The organism is Streptomyces sp. NPDC005863, assembly GCF_042871345.1.
GTDB lineage: Bacteria > Actinomycetota > Actinomycetes > Streptomycetales > Streptomycetaceae > Streptomyces.
This window is the reverse complement of sequence record NZ_JBIAII010000008.1, coordinates 124,180-147,279: the sequence shown is the minus strand read 5'-3', so window position 1 is coordinate 147,279 and position 23,100 is coordinate 124,180. Positions and strand designations below refer to the sequence as shown.

Genomic DNA, 23,100 nt, shown 5'->3' with positions numbered 1-23,100 from the left:
CACGGGGATGGTCACGTCCGAGTACGCGATGGGCTTGATCGCGGCGGTGGGCTTCGCGGGGTTGCTCTACAAGGTGGTGACGAGCGGGCAGGTGAAGGCGGCGCTGCAGGCGGTCGTGGAGAAGGCGCTCGATGTCCCGTTCTGAGGTGGAGCGCGAACGGCGCAGCAGCCGGTTCCGAGCCAGAGGGAGCTGGCGCTCCTCGGACCGGGGGTTCGTGACGGCGGAGGCGGCGGTGGTGCTGCCCACTCTGGTGCTGTTCACCATGGCGTTGATCTGGACGCTGCTGGCGGCGTCCGCGCAGATCCAGTGTGTGGACGCCGCCAGGGCCGGAGCTCGGGCGGCGGCCCGCCAGGACCCCGACGAGGTGGCCGCGGCGGCGGCGCGGCAGGCGGCCCCGCGTGGGGCGAGAGTCGCCGTCCGGCGCGAAGGCGACCTGGTGCGGGTCCAGGTGACGGCGGAGCCGCCGGGGCCTTCGGTACTGGGCCTGGGAGTGCGCCTGCGCTCCGAGGCGGTGGCGCTGGCGGAGGAGACGGTGGGGGTGGACGTATGAGGGCCGGACGGTGGCGTGGGGCCGACCGGGACCGGGGGGCGGCGACCGTGTGGGTGGTCGTGGTGATGGCCGTGCTGGGCGTCGTCTGCGGTGCGGTGCTTGCCATGTCCCAGGTCGTGGTGGCCCGGCACCGCGCGGGCGGCGCGGCGGACCTGGCGGCGCTGGCGGCGGCGGACCGGTGGGCGGACGGTTCAGCGCGGGCGTGCGAGGGGGCGGTGCGGGTGGCGGGGGCGCAGGGGGCGAGGGTGGTGCGGTGCGTGGTGCACGGCGAGATCTCCGAGGTAACGGCCACCGCTTCGGCGGGCCCCTTCTCCGCAACGGTCAACTCCCGCGCGGGCCCAGCGGGCCCTCCCCCGACCCGGGGTCCCTGACCTCTGGACGGACGCCCCCTACCTCGCCGCCCCGCAGCGGACACCTCTCCCTCACCCACCCATCTCACCCCGCGACGCGGGGCGGGAGTAGGGGCGGGTGGGCGGGTGCACCCCGCGACGTGCGGCTGAGGTCGGGGCGGGTGGGCGGGTCAACCCCGCGATGGGGGCCCGGCTGGCGCCAGGGCGCCGCGGGCGTAGCCCACTGCGAGCGGGGGGCGATGGCCGTCCACCGACCCCGCGGCCTTCAACCGGCCGCAGGCATAGGGAGCCGCCCCACCGGGCCGCACCCGCGTACGAGACGGGAGGGGACGTGGGGGTATGTGCGCACGGAGCACCGAGCACGCAATAGCAAAATTGTCCGCGAGGCGTGGCGAACAGTGGATAGCGAGTACGCACATACCCCCGCGGCCCCGCACCCACAAACGGACCGCAGGCGCAGACCCCAGCCCCCGAGCGCCCCCACCCCCTACCCGGACGACCCCTCCCCTCCCCGCCCCCTACCCCTCCGCATCCCGCAACAACACCGAAAGAAGCCGCACCGCCCCCCGCTTGTGCAACGGATCGTTGCCGTTGCCGCACTTGGGGGACTGGATGCAAGAAGGGCACCCCGCCTCGCACTCGCAGGACGCGATCGCCTGCCGCGTGGCCGTCAGCCACTCCCGCGCGGTGTGGAAGGCCCGCTCGGCGAACCCCGCCCCACCGGGGTGGCCGTCGTACACGAAGACCGTGGGAAGGAGCGTGTCCGGATGCAGCGGCACGGAGACGCCCCCGATGTCCCACCGGTCACACGTGGCGAACAGCGGCAACATGCCGATGGACGCGTGCTCGGCGGCGTGCAGCGCGCCACCGAGGATCTCGGGATTGACGCGGGCGGCGTCCAGTTGGTCCTCGGTCACCGTCCACCACACCGCCCGCGTACGCAGCGTACGAGGAGGTAGATCCAGCTTGGTCTCACCGAGCACCTCGCCGGTGATGAGTTTGCGACGCAGGAAGGAGACGACCTGATTGGTGACCTCGACGGAGCCGTAGCAGAGGCGCCCCGCGCCCCACGGGACCTCGGTCTCCGTCTCCAGGATGGAGATCGCGGTCGTGTCGCGCGCGGTCGTGGAGTAGGGCGGCACCGCCTCCTCCACCAACGCCACCGAGTCCTCCAGATCGAGCCGGCGCACGAGATACGTGAGCCCCTGGTGGAGGTGGACCGCCCCCTCGTGGACGGTGGTGTGGGCAGCGGACGCGTCGACCGTGCCGAGCAGCCGCCCCGTGCCCTCCTCCACGATCTGGACGGGTCTGCCGCCCTCGCCGCGGATGTCGGTGAGATCGGCGGCCCGCTCCCGGCGGGTCCAGTGCCAGGCCTTGGCCCGGCGCCGCAGCAGCTTCGCGGCCTCCAGCTGGGGGAGGAGCTCCGCGGCGGCGGGCCCGAAGAGGGCCATGTCCTCGTCGACGAGCGGGAGTTCGGAGGCGGCGGCACACAGGTGCGGAGCGAGGACGTAGGGGTTGTCGGGGTCGAGGACGGTGGCTTCCACGGGCTGTTGGAACAGCGCTTCGGGATGGTGGACGAGATACGTGTCCAGCGGGTCGTCGCGGGCCACGAGCACGGCCAGGGCGCCCTGCCCCGACCGTCCGGCGCGCCCGGCCTGCTGCCAGAGGGAGGCCCGGGTGCCCGGGTAGCCGGCGATGAGGACGGCGTCCAACCCGGAGACGTCGACGCCGAGTTCGAGGGCGGTGGTGGCGGCGAGGCCGAGGAGCTCGCCGGAGTGCAGGGCGCGTTCGAGGGCGCGGCGCTCCTCGGGGAGGTAGCCGCCGCGGTAGGCGGCGACACGCCGGGGGAGTGAGCGGTCGACCTCGGCGAGGCGTTCCTGGGTGATGACCGCGATCAGCTCGGCGCCGCGCCGGGAGCGTACGAAGGCGACGGAGCGGACGCCCTGGACGGTGAGGTCGGTGAGGAGGTCCGCGGTCTCGGCGGTGGCGGTGCGGCGGACGGGCGCGCCCTTCTCGCCGTGCAGCTCGGTGAGCGGAGGTTCCCAGAGGGCGAAGACGAGGTCGCCGCGGGGTGAGGCGTCGTCGGCGACCTCCTTCACGGGAAGTCCGGTGAGGCGCTCCGCGGAGACCGCGGGGTCGGCGGAGGTGGCGGAGGCGAGGAGGAAGACGGGCTCGGAGCCGTAGCGGGCGCAGAGGCGGCGCAGCCGGCGCAGGACCTGGGCGACGTGGGAGCCGAAGACGCCGCGGTAGGTGTGGCACTCGTCGATGACGACGTAGCGCAGGGCGCGCAGGAAGGAGGACCAGCGGGGGTGGGCGGGGAGGATCCCGCGGTGCAGCATGTCCGGGTTGGTCAGGACGTAGTTGGCGTACTGCCGGACCCACTCGCGTTCCTCGAAGGGGGTGTCGCCGTCGTACACGGCGGGGCGCACCGCGTTGCCGAGGGGGTCGGCAAGCGAGCGGACGGCGCGGCGCTGGTCGGCGGCGAGGGCCTTGGTCGGGGCGAGGTACAGGGCGGTGGTGCCGCGGCCGTTGGGGGCCTCGGAGCCGTCGAGGAGGGCGGAGAGCACGGGGGTGAGGTAGGCCAGCGACTTGCCGGACGCGGTGCCGGTGGCGACGACCACGGATTCGCCGTCCAGGGCGTGCTCGGCGGCGGCGGCCTGGTGGGCCCAGGGATGCTCGATCCCGGCGGCGCGGACGGCGGATATGACCTCGGGACGGATGCGGTCGGGCCAGCCTGCATACCGGGCCTCACGTGGGGGCAAGTGCTCCGTATGAGTGACGCGCGATGCACGGCTCGGACCCGCGGTGAGCCGGTCAAGGACGGTCCGCGGGGACGTGCGTGCCGGGGCGCCCGTGGAGGGTCCTCCGGCCGGAGAAATTTTGGCCATCGGCATCGAGTGTGTCACTGGCGGGATGGACAATGGTCTCAAGGCGTCGTGCACGCCCGCCGGTAAGTGATTGAATGCCATCGCGGCCGGCGATCCGTCCTGGGGGCTCTGCCGAGGTGTCCCGAGGGATGACCGCTCGATAGCAAGGTGCTGGAGGATCCGTGGACCTGTCCCTGTCGACCCGTACCGTCGGCGATCGTACGGTCGTCGAGGTCGGTGGCGAAATCGATGTATATACCGCGCCCAAGCTGCGCGAGCAGTTGGTCGAGCTGGTGAACGACGGCAGTTTTCATCTGGTCGTCGACATGGAGGGCGTGGACTTCCTCGACTCCACCGGGCTCGGCGTGCTGGTCGGCGGCCTGAAGCGGGTGCGTGCCCATGAGGGCTCGCTGCGCCTGGTCTGCAACCAGGAGCGCATTCTCAAGATCTTCCGTATCACCGGTCTGACCAAGGTGTTCCCCATTCACACCTCGGTCGAGGAAGCGGTCGCGGCCACCGACTGAGTGACCGCTGACGGAGCAGCCACCACAGGCTGAGCGGCCACCATTCGCTCAGCGACGCGGTTCCGCTCGGTGCCACCACGGGCCGGGCGGCCGACCGGGTGGTTGCCGACCGAGTGGCTGCCGCCGACCGGGTGGCGGTCGCGTGGCGGTCGACCGGAAGCCGGAGTCCCCGGGCCCCGTGGGCCCGGGCCGGCAGTACAGCAGGGGACCGGGCCTGCGGCCCGGCCCCCTGACAGCACGCGCGTATGTCGAGGGGGATGCATGGCCACCGTTGAACTCCGCTTCAGCGCGCTGCCCGAGCACGTCAGGACCGCCCGTCTCGTGGCGGCCGCGGTGGCGCGCAGGGCCGGAGTGGACGAGGCCGTTCTCGACGAGGTCAGGCTCGCGGTCGGCGAGGCCTGCACGCGCGCCGTCGGGCTGCATCAGAGCAGTGGCGTGACGGCGCCGGTGCGGGTGGCGCTGATCGAGGACGAGAAGCAGTTCTCCATCGAGGTCGGTGACGAGGCGCCTCGCGCGGCGCCCGGCGACCGCGCGCCCGGCTCGGGGCTCGGCGCGGGCGACGACCTGGAGGCCGAGGGCGAGGACGAGATGGGCCTCGCGGTCATCAGCGGCCTCGTGGACGACGTGGAGGTCACGGCCGGCGAGTCCGGCGGCCTCATCCGCATGAGCTGGCCGACGACCCCGGCACCGCTCGTCCCCTGACGCGGCTCTTTCCCGGACTCGCTCCTCGCGGCTCCCCCCAACGCCGCTCCTCCCCTGACACAGCTCTTTCCCGGCCCCGGTCGTCCTTGACGCGGCTCCCCCTGACGCCGCTCCTCCCCGGGCCTTGCCCGACAGGACGGCCGCCGCCCCCGTACCTCCTCCGCCCCGCGCCGGCCCCCTCCCGGCACCCCACCCGAAGCCCTGCCGCCACCACGGTGAACAGGGATTTTTCCATTTCTGATCATTATCGGATCACTGGTTGACCTTGATCGGTGAACCGGTAAAGCGGTGGCGTCAACGGTTTTGAGGCATTACCGCTTTTGGGGTCAATCCCCGGGCGCGATCATTTGCTGAGAAGCAATCTCAGGTCAATTCCGTTTGTGGCGCTCTGTTTTGATCAGGTTCCGCTCCCTACAATCCGTCCACATCTTGAGCTCAGCCCAAGCGTCAAGGAGGACGAATGGCGGGGCTTTCTACCCCTCATCAGTTTGACCACCCCTCAACCTTCGCAGCCGCAGTCCTTACGGACGACAATCGGATCATCGTGATCGTCGTCGCGGCCGTCGCACTCGCGGCGCTCGTCGTCGCGGGAGTCCTGGTCCGCCAGGTGCTCGCGGCGGGCGAGGGCACCGACAGCATGAAGAAGATCGCGGCAGCGGTCCAGGAGGGCGCGAATGCCTATCTGGGCCGACAGCTGCGCACCCTCGGCGTATTCGCCGTCGTGGTGTTCTTCCTGCTCATGCTGCTTCCCGCGGACGACTGGAATCAGCGCGCCGGACGATCGATCTTCTTCTTGATCGGTGCGGCGTTCTCGGCCACCACCGGCTATATCGGTATGTGGCTCGCCGTGCGCAGCAATGTGCGCGTGGCGGCCGCCGCCCGGGAGGCCACTCCCTCGGAAGGTGAACCCGAAAAGGATCTCACCGCCGTCTCGCACAAGGCCATGAAGATCGCTTTCCGCACGGGCGGCGTCGTCGGCATGTTCACGGTGGGGCTCGGTCTTCTGGGCGCCTCCTGTGTGGTGCTCGTCTACGCGGCCGACGCGCCGAAGGTGCTCGAAGGCTTCGGCCTCGGCGCGGCGCTGATCGCGATGTTCATGCGTGTCGGCGGCGGCATCTTCACCAAGGCCGCCGACGTCGGCGCCGACCTGGTCGGCAAGGTCGAGCAGGGCATTCCGGAGGACGATCCGCGTAATGCCGCGACCATCGCCGACAACGTGGGCGACAACGTCGGCGACTGTGCCGGTATGGCCGCCGACCTCTTCGAGTCGTACGCCGTGACGCTGGTCGCCGCGCTGATCCTCGGGAAGGTGGCGTTCGGTGACTCCGGCCTCGCCTTCCCGCTGATCGTCCCGGCCATCGGCGTCGTGACGGCGATGATCGGCATCTTCGCGGTGGCGCCCCGGCGCTCCGACCGCAGTGGCATGAGCGCGATCAACCGCGGGTTCTTCATCTCCGCGTTCATCTCGCTGGCGCTCGTGGCCGGGGCCGTCTTCGCGTACCTCCCGTCCTCGTACACCGACCTGGACGGGGTCACCGACGCGGCGATCAAGGGCCATGACGGCGATCCGCGGGTCCTCGCGCTCGTCGCCGTGGCCATCGGCATCGTGATGGCCGCGCTGATCCAGCAGCTGACCGGCTACTTCACCGAGACCAACCGGCGTCCCGTCCAGGACATCGGGAAGACCTCGCTGACCGGCCCGGCCACCGTGGTCCTCGCCGGCATCTCGCTCGGCCTGGAATCGGCCGTCTACACCGCGCTGCTGATCGGGCTCGGCGTGTACGGGGCGTTCCTGCTCGGCGGCACGTCGATCATGCTCGCGCTCTTCGCGGTCGCGCTCGCCGGTACGGGGCTGCTGACCACGGTCGGCGTCATCGTCGCCATGGACACCTTCGGTCCCGTCTCCGACAACGCGCAGGGCATCGCCGAGATGTCCGGTGACGTCGAGGGCGCGGGCGCGCAGGTGCTCACCGACCTGGACGCCGTCGGCAACACCACCAAGGCCATCACCAAGGGCATCGCCATCGCGACCGCGGTCCTCGCGGCCTCGGCGCTCTTCGGCTCCTACCGCGACGCCATCGCGGAAGCGGCCAAGGACGTCAACGAGAAACTCGGCGACGGCGCCCCGATGAACCTCGTGATGGACATCTCACAGCCCAACAACCTGGTGGGGCTCATCCTCGGCGCCGCGGTCGTCTTCCTCTTCTCGGGGCTCGCGATCAACGCGGTGTCGCGGTCGGCGGGCGCCGTGGTCTACGAGGTGCGGCGGCAGTTCCGCGAGCACCCCGGGATCATGGACTACTCCGAGGAGCCCGAGTACGGGCGCGTCGTCGACATCTGCACCAAGGACGCGCTGCGCGAGCTGGCCACGCCGGGTCTGCTCGCCGTGCTCACGCCGATCGCGGTCGGCTTCTCGCTCGGCGTCGGCGCGCTCGGCTCGTTCCTGGCCGGCGCGATCGGCACGGGCACCCTCATGGCGGTCTTCCTGGCCAACTCCGGTGGTGCCTGGGACAACGCCAAGAAGCTCGTCGAGGACGGCCACCACGGCGGCAAGGGAAGCGAGGCGCACGCCGCGACCGTCATCGGTGACACGGTCGGCGACCCGTTCAAGGACACCGCGGGTCCGGCGATCAACCCCCTGCTGAAGGTGATGAACCTGGTGGCGCTGCTCATCGCGCCGGCGGTCATCAAGTTCAGCTACGGGGACGACGCCAGCGTCGGGATGCGGGTGCTGATCGCGGTGCTCTCCATCGCGATCATCATCGGCGCGGTCTACGTCTCCAAGCGGCGCGGCATCGCCGTCGGGGACGAGAACAACGCCGAGCGGGTGGCCAAGCCGGCGGACCCGGCCGTGGTCTCCTGACCCCGGCCCGGCAACGGGCCCAACACACGGGCGGGCGGCGCTTTTTGAGGCGCCGTCCGCCCGTCCGCGTGCCCGGGTGGACCCGTGAGGCTTCTCTCGCGCTCCGTAGCCTGACGCCGCTTGGTGCAAATGGCTGCAATAGGGGTGGTACCGAGCCCCCGACATGCGGTTGTCGCCCAGTTGGCGTGTAAGTTCCGGGGCCGAGAGCCATGGAAGGGACCAATCCGGTGAACAAGAAGCTTGCAGCCGCACTGTCCGGCGGTGCGGTACTGGTACTCGCTCTGTCCGGGTGCAGCAGCGACGACGGCAACGAGAAGCTCGACAACTGGGCCAAGAAGGTCTGTGACTCCGTACAGCCGCAGTCGAAGAAGATCGCGGACGCCAACGCCGCGATCCAGAAGGAGACCTCCGACAACAGCTCCCCGGGCGACGTCCAGAAGACCGACTCCAAGGCGTTCCAGGACATGTCCGACGCCTACAAGTCGATGGGCAACGCCGTGAAGAGCGCGGGCGCCCCGCCGGTCGACGACGGCAAGAAGAAGACGGACGACGCCGTCAAGGAACTCAACGGCATCTCCAAGTCGTACGGCGACCTCAAGAAGCAGGTCGACGGCCTGGACACCAAGAACCAGGCGGACTTCGCGGACGGCCTCAAGGACGTCGCGGGCGAGCTCGACAAGCTGAGCAAGAGCGGCAACGAAGCGCTGGAGAAGCTGCAGGAGGGGGAGGTCGGCAAGGCGATGGGCAAGCAGGACAGCTGCAAGAGCGCGTCCGCCACGCCGTCCGCCAAGAGCTAGGACCCACCCCGGGCCCCGCCCGGTCACTCGTCCCTGGTGACCGTGCGTCTGCTCACCCCTGCCGACCGTACGTTCGATGGTCGTACGTGCCCGACGCCCTCGGCGCCCCTGGCGGTGCCGAGGGCGTCGGCGCACCTCCCGGGCCACAATGGGCGGGTGAGTAATGCCAGCCTTCCCCTGCCCTCGTCCGACAACGCCGACGTGGCCGCCTCCCTGCGCGAGGCGCTGCTCGGCGCCGACTTCACCGCCGACGGGCTGCTCGAGCTGCTCGGGGCGCCCGCGTACACCGCGCTCGCCCGCAGCGAGACCGTGCCCGCGCTGCGCGCCACGCGCGGGGACGGGACGCTCGCGGCGCTCGTACGCCTCTTCCTGCTGCAGGAATCGGTGGCACGCGCGCGCGTGGCCGACGTCCTGCCCGTCGACGCGCTCCTGGAGAGCGGCTGGCTGACGGAGCGGGAGGGGGAGCTGCGGGCGACGGTGGACGTACGTCCGTACGGCGGACCGAGCGGCGAGGACTGGTTCATCGTCTCCGACCTGGGCTGCGCGGTCGGCGGCGCGGGCGGCATCGGCAAGCACGAGGAGGGCGTCGTCCTCGGGGTCGGCGGCGCGTCCACGACCCTCGCCGGGATCACGGTGCGCACGCCCGTCGCGAGCGCCCTCGACCTCGGCACCGGTTCCGGCATCCAGGCGCTGCACGCCGCACAGCACGCCACGCGCGTGACGGCGACCGATCTGAACCCCCGTGCGCTGCGGTTCACCCGGCTCACCCTGGCGCTCTCCGGGGCTCCGCAGGCGGACCTGCGGGAGGGCTCGCTCTACGGGCCGGTGGCCGACGAGACGTACGACCTGATCGTCTCCAACCCGCCGTTCGTGATCTCGCCCGGCGCCCGGCTCACCTACCGGGACGGCGGGATGGGCGGGGACGATCTGTGCCGGTCGCTCGTTCAGGAGGCGGGGGAGTACCTGAACGAAGGGGGGTACGCGCACTTCCTGGCCAACTGGCAGCACGTGGACGGCGAGGAGTGGCAGGACCGCCTGCGCTCCTGGGTGCCGCGCGACTGCGACGCCTGGATCGTGCAGCGCGAGGTGCAGGACATCACGCAGTACGCCGAGCTGTGGCTGCGGGACGCGGGGGACCACCACACGGACCCGGGGCAGTACGCCGCGCGGTACGACGCGTGGCTGGACGAGTTCGAGGCGCGGGGCACGCGGGCCGTCGGGTTCGGCTGGATCACGCTGCGCAAGACGGCGGCCGCCGAGCCGACCGTCACCGTGGAGGAGTGGCCGCACCCCGTCGAGCAGCCGCTGGGCGAGACGGTGCGGGGGTTCTTCGAACGGCAGGAGTACCTGCGCACGCACGACGACGCCGCGCTGCTCGCCGCGCACTTCAAGCTCGCCGACGAGGTCGTGCAGGAGCAGGTCGGGCTGCCGGGCGCCGAGGACCCGGAGCACGTCGTGCTGCGCCAGCACCGCGGGATGCGGCGGGCCACCAAGGTGGACACGGTGGGCGCCGGGTTCGCGGGCGTGTGCGACGGCTCGCTGAGCGCGGGACGGATCCTGGACGCCATCGCCCAACTGGTCGGGGAGGACCCGGTGTTGCTGCGCGACCGGACGCCCGAGCAGATCAGGCTCCTCGTACGGCAGGGGTTCCTGCTGCCGGTGGGGGAGTAGGGAGCGGGGGAGGTCGGGGAGTACACGGCGGAGGAGGCCGGGGAGTACGCGGCCGAGGGGCCGGGAGTACGCCGCAGGGTGCCGGAAACCGGACGACAATCCGTCGTTCACCCCGATTTCGTATGTCCGATTCCCGTGTGTGTCAGCCTCCCGGCAGAGGCATTCGGCACGGGGAGGCAGGACCATGGAGAGCGGGCCGGCGATCTTCGCGGGGACGGTGTTCGCGCTGTTCGGCGCCGGGCTGCTGCTGTGGACCGGCGCGCGTGTCGCGCACCGCGCCCCGGTCGCCCAGGGTGTGAGCCCCGTCGCATCGGCGACCGTCGCCGCACTCGCCGGATCGGCTGCCCTGCTCCTCGGCGCCTGGTGCTTCACGAGGCTGTGACGTGGGTCCGGCAGTCGGCCGGACCTAGTCATTCCGGTTGACCGGGCGGCCGGTCGCCGAGACCGCCGGTGACCGCGCCCCGCAGGCCCGACGCTCCTCTTCGGGCCCGGTGACGGCTTCCCTCCAGGCCCGCCGCGCCCCCTCGGCCCGCCCCGCGGACGCTCCCCTTCCGACCCTCCGGACCCCGGCTCCCCAGCGATCACGCAGGTGCGGCCGCGGCCGGCGCCCGGCCGGGGCCCGGGACAGCAGGTCGTCACTCCGGGCGGCAGGAATGGCGGTAGTCGGGTTACCGTTCGAGTGGCCGTTGCGGGCTTTCCCCGTTTGACACGGGGGCGGGATGTACCGTCACACTCCGCAGCGACAGCGCAACGCAAGCCATGCGGGCACTGCCAGCCAAGCGGGCACTGCCCCCGCACTGCCACGAGCAACGTCACCGTGCAGCGCCACCGAGCAGTGCCACCGAGCGTCGACCGGAGAGAAGAGCGAAGTTGTCCCCGACCAGCGAGACCGCACAGGGCGGCCGCCGACTCGTCATCGTCGAGTCGCCTGCCAAGGCGAAGACGATCAAGAGCTACCTCGGCCCCGGCTACGTAGTCGAGGCCAGCGTCGGGCACATCCGCGACCTCCCCAACGGCGCCGCGGAGGTGCCCGAGAAGTACACCGGCGAGGTGCGCCGCCTCGGCGTGGACGTCGAGCACGACTTCCAGCCCATCTATGTCGTCAACGCCGACAAGAAGGCGCAGGTCAAGAAGCTCAAGGACCTGCTGAAGGACTCCGACGAACTCTTCCTCGCCACCGATGAGGACCGCGAGGGCGAAGCCATCGCGTGGCACCTCCTGGAGGTCCTGAAGCCCAAGGTTCCCGTCCACCGGATGGTCTTCCACGAGATCACCAAGGACGCGATCCGCAGCGCCGTCGCCAACCCGCGCGAGCTCAACAAGCGCATGGTCGACGCCCAGGAGACCCGCCGCATCCTCGACCGCCTCTACGGCTACGAGGTCTCGCCGGTCCTGTGGAAGAAGGTCATGCCGCGCCTGTCGGCGGGCCGTGTGCAGTCCGTGGCCACCCGCCTCGTCGTCGAGCGGGAGCGCGAGCGCATCGCCTTCCGCTCCGCCGAGTACTGGGACCTGACCGGCACCTTCGGCACCGGCCGCGCCGGTGACGCCTCCGACCCCTCGCAGCTGGTCGCGCGCCTCACCACGGTCGACGGCAAGCGCGTCGCCCAGGGCCGCGACTTCAACTCGGTCGGGCAGCTGAAGGCCAACAGCACGGGCACGCTGCACCTGGACGAGGCCAACGCCCGCTCGCTGGCCGCGGCGCTCCAGGACACGAACTTCTCCGTACGTTCGGTCGAGTCCAAGCCGTACCGCCGCTCGCCGTACGCCCCGTTCCGTACGACGACGTTGCAGCAGGAGGCGAGCCGCAAGCTCGGCTTCGGCGCCAAGGCGACCATGCAGGTGGCCCAGAAGCTGTACGAGAACGGCTTCATCACCTACATGCGTACGGACTCCACGACCCTGTCCGACACGGCGGTCGGCGCCGCCCGCGCGCAGGTCACGCAGCTCTACGGCAGCGACTACCTGCCGGACAAGCCGCGCACGTACGCCGGCAAGGTCAAGAACGCGCAGGAGGCGCACGAGGCGATCCGCCCGTCGGGTGATCGTTTCCGCACGCCCGCCGAGACCGGCCTGACCGGCGACCAGTTCCGGCTCTACGAGCTGATCTGGAAGCGGACCGTCGCCTCCCAGATGAAGGACGCGACCGGCAACTCCGTCACGGTGAAGATCGGCGGCCGCGCCGCCGACGGCCGCGACGCCGAGTTCAGCGCGTCCGGCAAGACCATCACCTTCCACGGCTTCCTCAAAGCCTACGTGGAGGGCGCCGACGACCCGAACGCCGAGCTGGACGACCGTGAGCGCAGGCTCCCGCAGGTCGACGAGGGCGACGCGCTCACCGCCGACGAGATCTCCGTCGACGGCCACGCCACCAAGCCGCCGGCCCGCTACACCGAGGCCAGCCTGGTCAAGGAGCTCGAAGAGCGCGAGATCGGCCGCCCGTCGACGTACGCGTCGATCATCGGCACGATCCTCGACCGCGGCTACGTCTTCAAGAAGGGGACGGCGCTCGTCCCCTCCTTCCTGAGCTTCGCCGTCGTCAACCTCCTCGAGAAGCACTTCGGGCGGCTCGTCGACTACGACTTCACCGCCAAGATGGAGGACGACCTCGACCGCATCGCCCGCGGTGAGGCGCAGGCCGTGCCGTGGCTGCGGCGCTTCTACTTCGGCGAGGGCGACGCCACGGGCGCGGCTTCCGACGCCGGCAACGGCGACGGCGACCACCTCGGCGGCCTCAAGGAGCTCGTCACCGACCTGGGCGCGATCGACGCCAGGGAGATCTCGTCCTTCCCGGTGGGCGACGGCATCGTGCTGCGCGTCGGCCGCTACGGCCCCTACATCGAGCGGGGTGAGCGCGACTCGGAGGAGCACCAGCGCGCGGACATCCCCGACGACATGGCGCCCGACGAGCTCACCGTCGAGTACGCGGAGGAGCTGCTCGCCAAGCCGAGCGGCGACTTCGAGCTGGGCGCGGACCCGGAGACCGGCCGCCAGATCGTCGCCAAGGACGGCCGCTACGGCCCGTACGTGACGGAGATCCTGCCCGAGGGCACCCCGAAGACCGGCAAGAACGCGGTCAAGCCGCGCACCGCCTCGCTCTTCAAGTCCATGTCGCTCGACACGGTCACCCTCGCGGACGCCCTCAAGCTGATGTCCCTGCCGCGCGTGGTCGGCATCGACGCCGAGGGCGTCGAGATCACCGCGCAGAACGGCCGGTACGGCCCGTATCTGAAGAAGGGCACGGACTCCCGGTCGATCGACACCGAGGAGCAGCTCTTCACGATCACGCTGGAGGAGGCTCTGGAGATCTACTCCAAGCCGAAGCAGCGTGGCCGCGCCGCGGCGAAGCCGCCCCTGAAGGAGCTCGGCGAGGACCCGGTCAGCAAGAAGCCGGTCGTCGTCAAGGACGGCCGCTTCGGGGCGTACGTCACCGACGGCGAGACGAACGCGACCCTGCGCGCGGCGGACTCCGTGGAGGACATCACTCCGGAGCGGGGTTACGAACTCCTCGCGGAGAAGCGGGCGAAGGGGCCGGCCAAGAAGACGGCGAAGAAGGCCGCCAAGAAGGCACCGGCCAAGAAGGCGCCCGCCAAGAAGACCGCCGCCAAGAAAACGGCGGCCAAGAAGACGACCACCGCGGCGAAGAAGACGACCGCCAAGAAGACGACCGCCAAGAAGACGGCGGCTTCGTCCCCGGCGGCTTCGGAGGACTGAGCTTCTTCTCCTCCTTGCGTGCCGGGTGCCTCGTCAGTCGAGGTGCCCGGCACGAGGCGTTTTCGCGCCCCTATATGGCGCCCTGAAACGGCACGTTCCGCCTGCAAGGGGACCAGACGGTCGTTTGTTCGGGTGGCTCCACGGGACCGCGGTCCGTCCAGATAGGCTGGACGGATGACGCGTGCCGAGCAGCCAACGGCCGGAATTCCGGCCCCCGACGACGCCCTGGTCGCAGATTCCCGAGAGCGTGCCGTCCGCGCCTTGCTGCGCGTACCGCAGCTGAAGAGGTTGTGGAGCGCCCATCTCGTCGACAGTGTCGGCGACGCGCTCGCACTGCTCGTCCTGGTGATCCTCGCGCTCCAGTCGAGCATCTCCGAGGCCGCCTTCGGAGGCGGTTACCGGGGCGCGGCCCTCGCCGTGACCGCCGTCTTCGGAGCGCGCGTTCTCGCGACGCTGCTCTTCGGAGCGGTGCTCTTGGGTCCGCTCACCTCACTCACATCGCCGGACGGGCCCCTCGACCGCCGCTGGACCATGGTCGGGGCCGACGGCGTGCGGGCCGCACTGCTGATCGTCGCGCCCCTGTGGATCGACTGGACCCCGGACAACGCCCTCGCGATGATCCTGGTGACGGCCTTCGTCATCGGGGTCGCCGAGCGCTTCTGGACGGTCGCCAAGGAGAGCGCGGCGCCCGCGCTGCTGCCCGCGCCGCCCCTGGAGGGCGCGACGATAAGGCCGTTGCCGGACCACATGGACGCGCTGCGGCGGCTGTCCCTGCGCACCGGATTCCTCGCGGTGCCGGTCGCGGCCACGATCCTCGTCGTCATCACCCTCATCGGCAATCTCCTGGGCGCCGGCCTCGAATGGTTCGAGCTGCACCAGGCCGGGCTCGCCTCCTTCGTGGCGGCCGGGCTCTTCGCCGCGTCGCTCTCGATCGTCTACGTCCTCGACCTTCCCGGTACGCAGACGCCCCGCGCGCGCAGCCCCCTCGAAGGGCTGCGCAGGCCGCGCACCGGCACCGGCAGCGGCCCCGACAAGGGCCGCACCGGCGCGATCCCGCTCCTCGTCGCGGCCTGCACCGCCGTCGCCTCCGCCGTCGCGGCGGCCGTCGCCGTCGCCGTCCTGCAGGCCAAGGACCTCGGCGGCGGGCCCGTCGCGTACGGCCTGATCGTCCTCGCCCTGACCGGCGGCACCGCCATCGGCATCCGCACCGCCCCGTCCCTGCTGCCGTCCCTCTCGCGCCGCAGGCTGTTCGCGCTCGCCATCGCGCTGACCGGTGTCGCGCTGCTCGCCGCGGGCCTCGTGCCCGACGTGACGACCGTGCTGCTGCTCCTCGTCCTCGTGGGGGTCGCCGCGGGCGTCGCCGCGAACACCGGGCACGCGCTGCTCGACCAGGAGGTCGAGGACCACCGCAGGGCCCGCACCACCGAGCACCTGCACGCGGTCGTACGGCTGTTCCTCGCGCTCGGCGCGCTGGTGGCCCCGGTGGTCGCCGCCCTGATCGGGCCGCACCGCATGGTCAACGGCAAGTTCGTCTTCGACCACGGGGGCGCCGCCTTCACGCTGATGCTGGTCGGCGCGCTGCTGCTGCCGGTGGCCGCGCTGGTCCTCGCCAAGGCCGACGACCGGCAGGGCGTCCCGCTGCGGCACGACCTGCTCGACGCGCTGCGCGGCGGCGACGACCCGGCGCAGGCGACCTGCGCCACCGGCTTCTTCATCGCCCTGGAGGGCGGCGACGGCGCGGGCAAGTCGACGCAGGCCGAGGCGCTCGCCGAGTGGATCCGCGACAAGGGCCACGAGGTCGTCGTCACGCGCGAGCCGGGTGCGACGCCCGTCGGCAAGCGGCTGCGGTCGATCCTGCTCGACGTCTCGTCGGCCGGCCTCTCGCACCGCTCCGAGGCGCTGCTGTACGCCGCCGACCGCGCGGAGCACGTCGACACCGTCGTACGCCCCGCCCTGGAGCGCGGCGCCGTGGTCATCTCCGACCGCTACATCGACTCGTCCGTCGCCTACCAGGGCGCCGGGCGCGACCTGTCGCCGACGGAGATCGCCCGCATCAACCGCTGGGCCACCGGCGGTCTCGTACCGCATCTGACCTGCCTGCTCGACGTGTCCCCCGAGGCCGCCCGCGAGCGGTTCACGGAGGCGCCCGACCGCCTCGAGTCGGAGCCGGCCGAGTTCCACGCGCGCGTGCGCTCCGGTTTCCTCACGCTCGCCGCCGCCGACCCGGGGCGGTACCTGATCGTCGACGCCTCCCAGGAGCCGGAGGCGGTCACCACCGTCATCCGGCACCGGCTCGACGTCGTGCTTCCGCTCTCCGAGGCGGAGATCACGGCGCGCGAGGAGGCCCGCAAGGCCGCCGAGGAAGAGGCGCGCCGCAAGGCCGAGGAAGAGGCCGCGCGCAAGGCCGAGGAGGAGCGCCTGGAGCGCGAGCGCCAGGAGCAGCTCGCCAAGCTCCGCGCCGAGGAGGAGGCCCGCAAGCGGCGCGAGCTGGAGGAGGCGCAGCGCCGCGAGGCCGAGCGCCAGGCCGAGGAGGCCAAGAAGCGCGCCGAGGAGGCCCGCCGCAAGGCCGAGGAGGAGCAGGCGAGGCTGCTCGCCGAGGAGAAGGCGCGGGCGGCCGAGGAGGAGCGCAGGCGCCGCGAGGCCGAGGAAGAGGCGCGGCGCAGGGCCGAGGCGGAGGAGCGACGGCTCGAGAAGCAGCGCAAGGCCGAGGAGGCGCTGCTGCGCGCGGAGGAGGCGCGGCGGCTCGCGGCGGCTTCCGCTGCGGCGGCGTCGACGGCGGCGGCTGCGGCTGCGGCGAAGGCGGCGTCCGCGCGGTCTGCGTCTCCGGCTGCGTCTGCGTCTGCGTCTCCGTCTGCGGCTTCGGGGTCCGCCTCTTCGGGGGCTGCGTCGAAGTCGGGGTCTTCGGAGGCGGCGCAGTCTTCGGAGGCCGCGTCCCCCGCGGTGGCCGAGGATGCCGTGCCGGACAACGAGACCACCGTGCCCACTCCCGTGGTGAAGCCGCCGTCCGGTGCGGCCGACGAGACGGCCGTGCTGCCGACGGTCGGGTCCGGCGCCGACGACACCGAGGTGCTGCCGCAGCCGCCCGTTCCCGAAGGGGCCGCCGACGAGACGGCCGTCCTGCCCGCGGTCACCGAGGACAAGGTGCCGCCGGGCTACTTCAGGGACGAGCGGGAGGAGCGGGGGGCGACCCCCGACGGGGAGAACGAGCGCACCCGGGAACTGCCCCAGGTCGACGAGCTGGGCGTGCCCCGGCGACCGCGCCCGGAGTGGGCGGAGGAGACACCGCTCGACGACCTGCCGTCGCTGGCGGACGAGTTGCTCGGCTCGCACGAGGACGACGAGGCCGGGCACGACGTACGGAACGGGGACGCGGGCCAGGACGAGGGCAAGGGCGGCCGGGGCAGGCGCGGCCGGAAGGGCCGCTGAGCCACGGAGCCGGCGGCCGAGGAAGGGCCGCTGAGCCACCGGGCCCGGGGTGGGCCGAACCGCCGGGCCCGGGATTGTCAGTGGCGTCCCCCACAATGGGCAGTCCGGTGGTCGATGGCAGAGCGCAGCGTAAGGCGGTGACCCCATGAGCGTGTGGGACGACCTGGTGGGGCAGGAGCGGGTGAGCGAGCAGCTGGGCGCCGCCGCGCGGGACGCCGACGCGCTGGTGACGGCCGTCGCCACCGCCACCCCGCCCCCGGAGGCGTCGAAGATGACGCACGCCTGGCTGTTCACGGGCCCGCCCGGCTCCGGCCGGTCCACCGCCGCGCGCGCGTTCGCCGCCGCCCTGCAGTGCACCAGCCCCGACCGTGCCCTGGGCGGTGCCCCCGGCTGCGGCTTCTGCGACGGCTGTCACACGAGCCTGATCGGCACCCACGCGGACGTCGAAGTGGTGCGTACGGACCTGCTGTCCATCGGCGTGAAGGAGACCCGCGACCTCGTCCGCCGCGCCCAGCTCTCCCCCGCCGTCGGACGCTGGCAGGTCATCGTCCTGGAGGACGCCGACCGCCTCACCGAAGGCGCGGGGAACGTCCTCCTGAAGGCCGTGGAGGAGCCCGCCCCCCGCACCGTGTGGCTGCTCTGCGCGCCGTCCCTGGAGGATGTGCTGCCGACCATCCGCTCCCGCTGCCGGCACCTGACGTTGCGTACGCCTCCGGTGGAAGCGGTCGCCGACGTGCTCGTACGCAGGGACGGCATCGAGCCCGGCGTCGCCGCGGCCGCCGCGCGCGCGACCCAGGGCCACATCGGCCGAGCCCGGCGCCTGGCCACCGACCCGCGCGCGCGGGAGCGCAGGGCCGCCGTCCTGAAGCTGCCGCTGCGGGTCACGGAGATCGGCGGCTGCCTGAAGGCGGCGCAGGAGCTGATCGACACGGCGACCGACGACGCCAAGCAGGTCGCCGAGGAGGTCGACACCAAGGAGACCGACGAGCTGAAGGCGGCGCTCGGCGCGGGCCAGGGCGGCCGGATGCCGCGCGGCACGGCCGGCGTGATGAAGGAGCTGGAGGACCGTCAGAAGCGCCGCAGGACGCGTACGCAGCGGGACAGCCTCGATCTCGCCCTCACCGAGCTGACCGCGCTCTACCGTGACGTGCTCGCGTTGCAGCTGGGCTCACGGGTGGCGATCGCCAACACGGAGGTGCAGGACATGCTGCAGCGGCTGGCGCTCGGCTCGTCGCCGGAGTCCACGCTGCGCCGCATCGAGGCGATCGGCGCCTGCCGCACGGCTCTGGACCGCAATGTCGCGCCGCTGCTCGCGGTGGAGGCGATGACGGTGGCGCTGCGGGCGGGGTGACGGGTCCTGCGGGAGGGAGCGGAGCGGGGTGAGGTGACGGGCCCTGCGGGCGTGAGCGGAGCGACCGGGATTTAGTCGCCCGGCGCCCGGCCGCCTGTTGACGGGGTCACTCGTACGGGCGCGCTGAGTAACGAGGGGCACGCGGAGAGTTACCCTCGCGTGATGGACCTCAGCCGTCGCGGCCGTCGCAGCCGTCTCCTCTCCCCCCGTACGTGCGGCACTCTGCTGGTCACCGCAGGGCTGCTCGTCTCCGGCTGCTCGGCGGGGAGTTCGACGACGGAGGCCTCCCTGGCGTCGGTCTCCCGCGCGACGCCGGCCGAGCTCGCGCCGTACTACGGGCAGCAGCTGAAGTGGCACGAGTGCGGTGTCCCCGGTTTCGAGTGCTCCACCATGAAGGCGCCGCTCGACTACGCCGAGCCCGCGGCGGGCGACATCAAGCTGGCGGTCGCCCGCAAGCAGGCCACCAAGAAGAGCGGCCGCCTCGGCTCACTCCTGGTCAACCCGGGCGGCCCCGGCGGCTCGGCGATCGGCTACCTCCAGTCGTACGCGGGGCTCGGCTACCCCTCCGAGGTCCGCGCCCACTACGACATGGTCGCCGTCGACCCGCGCGGGGTGGCCCGCAGCGAGCCGGTCACCTGCCTCGACGGCGCGCGCATGGACCTGTTCACGCAGACCGACGTCACGCCCGACGACCGGCGCGAGACGGAGGCGCTGCGCTCCGCGTATGAGACGTTCGCGACGGGGTGCCAGGAGCGGTCGGCCGGCATCCTGCCGCATGTGTCTACGGTCGAGGCGGCGCGCGACATGGATGTCCTTCGCGCGGCGCTGGGCGACGACAAGCTGTCGTACGTGGGTGCGTCGTACGGGACGTTCCTCGGCGCGACGTACGCGGAGCTCTACCCCGAGCGGGTGGGCCGCCTGGTCCTCGACGGCGCGATGGACCCCTCGCTGTCCGCGCGCCGCATGAACGAGGAGCAGACCGCCGGCTTCGAGACGGCGTTCCGGTCCTTCGCGAAGGACTGCGTCTCGCGGGGCGCGGACTGCCCACTGGGCGGCAAGAGCCCGGCGGACGCGGGCCGGCGGCTGAAGGCCTTCCTGGACGAGCTGGACGGGAAGCCGCTGCCCACGAGCGGCAGCGGCGGCCGCAGGCTCGGCGAGGCGCTCGCCACGACGGGCGTGATCGCCGCGATGTACGACGAGGCGGGCTGGCCGCAGCTGCGGGACGCGCTCACCTCGGCGATGAAGAACCGCGACGGCTCGGGTCTGCTCGTGCTGTCCGACGGCTACTACGAGCGGGACAGCAACGGAAAGTACGCGAACCTGATGTTCGCCAACGCGGCCGTGAACTGCCTGGACCTGCCGCCCGCCTTCACCTCGCCGGACGACGTCAAGAAGGCGCTCCCCGCCTTCGAGAAGGCCTCCCCGGTCTTCGGCGAGGGCCTCGCCTGGACGTCGCTGAACTGCACGTACTGGCCGGTGAAGGCCACGGGTACGGCCCATCGCATCGAGGCGAAGGGCGCGGCCCCCATCGTGGTCGCCGGCACGACCCGCGACCCGGCGACCCCCTACCGCTGGGCGAAGGCCCTGTCCTCCCAGCTCTCCTCCGGGCACCTCCTCACCTACGAGGGCGACGGCCACACGGCGTACGGCCGGGGCAGCGAGTGCGTCGACGCGACGATCAACGCGTACCTCCTGAAGGGCACGGTCCCCAAGGACGGAAAGCGCTGCTCATAGCCCTCTCCGGGCCCCGGAGAGGGGGTGTGCGGAGCACCCCGGAAAACTGTGTAGACTTGGCCGCGTTGCTGATCGCACGATGGTGCGGACGGCGTGCCGCCTTAGCTCAGATGGCCAGAGCAACGCACTCGTAATGCGTAGGTCTCGGGTTCGAATCCCGAAGGCGGCTCCACTGGAACCCCAGGTCGGACTAATCTGACCTGGGGTTTCTTCGTTCTCGCGCACCGGGTGGCCTGGGTCACGGTCGGCGGCGGGAGTCGCGCTCGGGATTCCGGGCTGGCGGGTGTTCGAATCGTTCTCAGCGCGCCGCAGCATGCAGCCCCCATGGTCACGCGCCCACGCGCCCACGCGCCCACGCGCCCACGCGCCCACGCGCCCACGCGCCGGCTCGCCTCGCCGAACCGGCTACTCCCATGAACGTCCGCTCTAGAGTGGGCCGTTGGACGTCGCTGGGAGGGTCGTATGAGGGTTGAGCTTCCGCCGGAACCCGTGCACTTCGTCAATCGTGACGACGAGAGGCTGCGGGCGGCTCGGGCGGTGGAGGAGTGGCGGGGGCGGGCGCGGCCGTTGGTGGTGTCGTTGAGGGGGCCCGCGGGGCTGGGGAAGACGGAACTGGCCCGGCTGATCGCCAGGACCTCGCTCGATCGCTACCCCGACGGGGTCCTTTCCGTGGACCTCGACGACTTCCGGCTGGACGGCGTGCTGGACCCGGGTGACGTGCTGGCGCAGCTCCTGTGCTCCCTCGATGTGGAGCCGGCCTTGGTGGAGGCGCAGTTCAAGGCGCGGTGCAGGCAGTACTGGAACAAGACCTCTCAGGCCGGGCTGGTCCTCATCCTGGACAATGCCAGGTACGCCTCGGAGGTCGTCCCGCTCCTTCCGGCGTCGGGCCGAAGTCTGGTGATCGTCGCGAGTCACGGTCTGCTCCACGAGCTGGAGGACGGGACCGCCGTCGACCTTCCGCTGCCTCCGCTGGCGGAACGGGCCGGTGCGGAGCTTCTCGAGCTCATCGTCAGGGACCAGCGGCTCGCCGAAGACCCGGAAGCCGTACGGGCGTTGGTGCGGCTGTGCGACGGGCTGCCCGCGGCGCTGCATGTCGCGGGGCGGTGGGTGCGCGCCCATCGGCTGCGGCCGTTGTCCCGGCTGATCCCGGAGTTGCAGGGTGAGTTGACGGATAAAGGGGTGTCCGGTGTCGAGCGGGTCTGGGACGCCGCCTATGAGCGCCTGTCGGGGCCGGCCGCGCTGCTTTATCGGCTGTTGGCGCATCATCCCGGGGCGACGTTCACCGTGGACTCCGCCACCGCGCTGCTCGGGTCGGGGCCGGAGTCCTGCGAGGCCGCCCTCGAAGAGCTCGACCGGGCCGGGCTACTGGACATGAGTGCGGTGCCGGGGGAGTCAGGGGGTGTGGAGGGCCGTCGGCTGCGGCTGCCGGGGCCGCTTCGTGCGCACGCTTTACGGCGGTCCCGGTCCCAGTCCCAGCAGCGGTCCCGGTCCCAGTCCCAGTCCCAGTCCCGTGAGGATGCCGGGGAAGAAGAGGTGGCCGCGGCGCGGGCGCGGGTGCTGCGCTGGTACGTACGGCAGGCCCAGCGCGCGGACCGGTTCGCCGCCGGGCGGCGGCTCGTCGTCGCCGATGCCTTCGCCCCGGTGCCCGGCGCGCCCGACGTCGCCCTCGCCGATCCGGAGGATGCCGCGGATGACGCCGACCGGGCCGCGCGGGCCGTGCGCGCCGCCCGCTGGCTCCACGAGGAGCGGCACGCGCTGTTCGCCTGCGCCCGTGCGGCCCACGACCGCGGGTTCGACGCGGAGGCCGTGGCGCTGTCCGAGCCCGTGTGGACGTACGCCCTCGATCATCCCTATCGGGCCGACGCCGTGCAGGTGTTCCGGCTCGCGGTGGCCGCCGCGGTACGGCACGGGCAAAACGCGGCGTGGCTGGTGCGCACTCGCTGTCAACTGGCCCGGCCCCTCTGGGAGTCGGGGGAGCTCGGCGCCGCGGGCCGTGAACTCGACGCCGCCGAGGCCGCCGTGGCGCTGCTGGGTGACGACGTACGGGATCACAAGCTGCGGGCCTCGGTGCTGGAGTTCCGGGGCATGCTGAACGGGGCGCGAGGAGAGTGGGCCGCCGCCGTGGCGGACTTCGCCCGGTCCCGCGACGTACACCTCGCGATCGCCAATCCCTACGGGGCCATGCTGCAGACCTACCGCATGGGGGAAGCCCGCCTGGAACTCGGCGAGTTGGACGTGGCGCACCTGCTCCTCGCGGATGCGCACGCGGAGGCGGTGGCCCAGCGGCGCGAGCGGATGAGTCGGCGTACGGGCTTCGCGCTCGCCGGAGTTCTGACCCGCCTCGGGCGGACGGACGAGGCGCGACGGTTGTACGAGCAGTCGCTGGAGGGGGCGCGCGAGCGGCGTTCCGACTTCGATCAGGCGCGGGTCCATGACGCCTTGGGCCGATTGGAGGAAGCGGCGGGGCGGGACGCTCAGGCCGCGGAACACCGTGCGGCCGCCCACGACATCCGGCGGCGCAACGGTCTGGCCTGAGCGGTCCTGCCGTGAAGG

The 23,100-nt window shown here is 72.0% G+C and carries 15 protein-coding genes and 1 tRNA gene; 15 read left to right on the top strand and 1 reads right to left on the bottom strand.

What is annotated here, in order from left to right:
- The first annotated feature begins 7 nt into the window (after positions 1–7).
- Genes ACFYO9_RS26495 through ACFYO9_RS26485 form a run of 3 tightly spaced genes read left to right on the top strand, consistent with a single transcriptional unit; the run spans position 8 to position 922 of the window.
- The gene (locus tag ACFYO9_RS26495) at positions 8–145 is read left to right on the top strand and encodes a DUF4244 domain-containing protein (RefSeq protein WP_355810965.1); all 138 of its coding nucleotides are present in this window, start codon (positions 8–10) and stop codon (positions 143–145) included.
- Positions 132–551: a TadE family type IV pilus minor pilin gene (locus ACFYO9_RS26490; protein WP_358777300.1), complete on the top strand. Its 420-nt coding sequence runs from the start codon at positions 132–134 to the stop codon at positions 549–551. Before ACFYO9_RS26495 ends, ACFYO9_RS26490 begins: the two co-directional genes overlap by 14 nt.
- Positions 548–922 carry an Rv3654c family TadE-like protein gene (locus ACFYO9_RS26485; protein WP_358777301.1) on the top strand — a complete coding sequence of 125 codons (375 nt, stop codon included), beginning with the start codon at positions 548–550 and terminating at the stop codon, positions 920–922. The genes ACFYO9_RS26490 and ACFYO9_RS26485 overlap by 4 nt, the downstream gene beginning before the upstream one ends.
- A gap of 497 nt (positions 923–1,419) precedes the next feature.
- Here the strand turns inward: ACFYO9_RS26485 and ACFYO9_RS26480 are convergent, their stop codons facing one another.
- Complete coding sequence (locus tag ACFYO9_RS26480; RefSeq protein ID WP_358778684.1) at positions 1,420–3,870, bottom strand: DEAD/DEAH box helicase; 2,451 nt, start codon at positions 3,868–3,870, stop codon at positions 1,420–1,422.
- 80 nt (positions 3,871–3,950) lie between these two features.
- Between ACFYO9_RS26480 and bldG the strand changes: the two genes are divergently transcribed.
- The 12 genes from bldG (at position 3,951) to ACFYO9_RS26420 (ending at position 23,082) form a co-directional block, all read left to right on the top strand.
- Positions 3,951–4,292: an anti-sigma factor antagonist BldG gene (bldG, locus tag ACFYO9_RS26475; protein WP_003975386.1), complete on the top strand. Its 342-nt coding sequence runs from the start codon at positions 3,951–3,953 to the stop codon at positions 4,290–4,292.
- Positions 4,293–4,553: 261 nt separating this feature from the next.
- A complete protein-coding gene (locus ACFYO9_RS26470; RefSeq protein ID WP_355810974.1) occupies positions 4,554–4,994 on the top strand; it encodes an ATP-binding protein in 441 nt (146 codons plus the stop codon).
- 460 nt (positions 4,995–5,454) lie between these two features.
- The gene (locus ACFYO9_RS26465) at positions 5,455–7,857 is read left to right on the top strand and encodes a sodium-translocating pyrophosphatase (RefSeq protein ID WP_355810976.1); all 2,403 of its coding nucleotides are present in this window, start codon (positions 5,455–5,457) and stop codon (positions 7,855–7,857) included.
- Between the two features lie 209 nt (positions 7,858–8,066).
- Positions 8,067–8,654, top strand: a complete 588-nt coding sequence (locus ACFYO9_RS26460; protein WP_355810979.1) for a small secreted protein — start codon at positions 8,067–8,069, stop codon at positions 8,652–8,654.
- 156 nt (positions 8,655–8,810) lie between these two features.
- The gene (locus tag ACFYO9_RS26455) at positions 8,811–10,325 is read left to right on the top strand and encodes a class I SAM-dependent methyltransferase (RefSeq protein ID WP_355810982.1); all 1,515 of its coding nucleotides are present in this window, start codon (positions 8,811–8,813) and stop codon (positions 10,323–10,325) included.
- Positions 10,326–10,509: 184 nt separating this feature from the next.
- Positions 10,510–10,707 carry a hypothetical protein gene (locus ACFYO9_RS26450; protein ID WP_355810983.1) on the top strand — a complete coding sequence of 66 codons (198 nt, stop codon included), beginning with the start codon at positions 10,510–10,512 and terminating at the stop codon, positions 10,705–10,707.
- A 488-nt stretch (positions 10,708–11,195) separates the two neighbouring features.
- Complete coding sequence (gene topA, locus ACFYO9_RS26445; RefSeq protein ID WP_358778685.1) at positions 11,196–14,036, top strand: type I DNA topoisomerase; 2,841 nt, start codon at positions 11,196–11,198, stop codon at positions 14,034–14,036.
- Between the two features lie 174 nt (positions 14,037–14,210).
- On the top strand, positions 14,211–17,462 hold the full coding sequence (gene tmk / locus ACFYO9_RS26440; protein ID WP_358778686.1) for a dTMP kinase: 3,252 nt from the start codon (positions 14,211–14,213) through the stop codon (positions 17,460–17,462).
- A 145-nt stretch (positions 17,463–17,607) separates the two neighbouring features.
- Complete coding sequence (locus tag ACFYO9_RS26435; RefSeq protein WP_355810988.1) at positions 17,608–18,813, top strand: DNA polymerase III subunit delta'; 1,206 nt, start codon at positions 17,608–17,610, stop codon at positions 18,811–18,813.
- Positions 18,814–18,975: 162 nt separating this feature from the next.
- Positions 18,976–20,547, top strand: a complete 1,572-nt coding sequence (locus tag ACFYO9_RS26430; RefSeq protein ID WP_358778687.1) for an alpha/beta hydrolase — start codon at positions 18,976–18,978, stop codon at positions 20,545–20,547.
- 95 nt (positions 20,548–20,642) lie between these two features.
- Positions 20,643–20,719, top strand: a tRNA-Thr gene (locus ACFYO9_RS26425).
- Positions 20,720–21,009: 290 nt separating this feature from the next.
- Positions 21,010–23,082 carry a tetratricopeptide repeat protein gene (locus ACFYO9_RS26420; protein WP_358778688.1) on the top strand — a complete coding sequence of 691 codons (2,073 nt, stop codon included), beginning with the start codon at positions 21,010–21,012 and terminating at the stop codon, positions 23,080–23,082.
- The last annotated feature ends 18 nt before the right edge of the window (positions 23,083–23,100 follow it).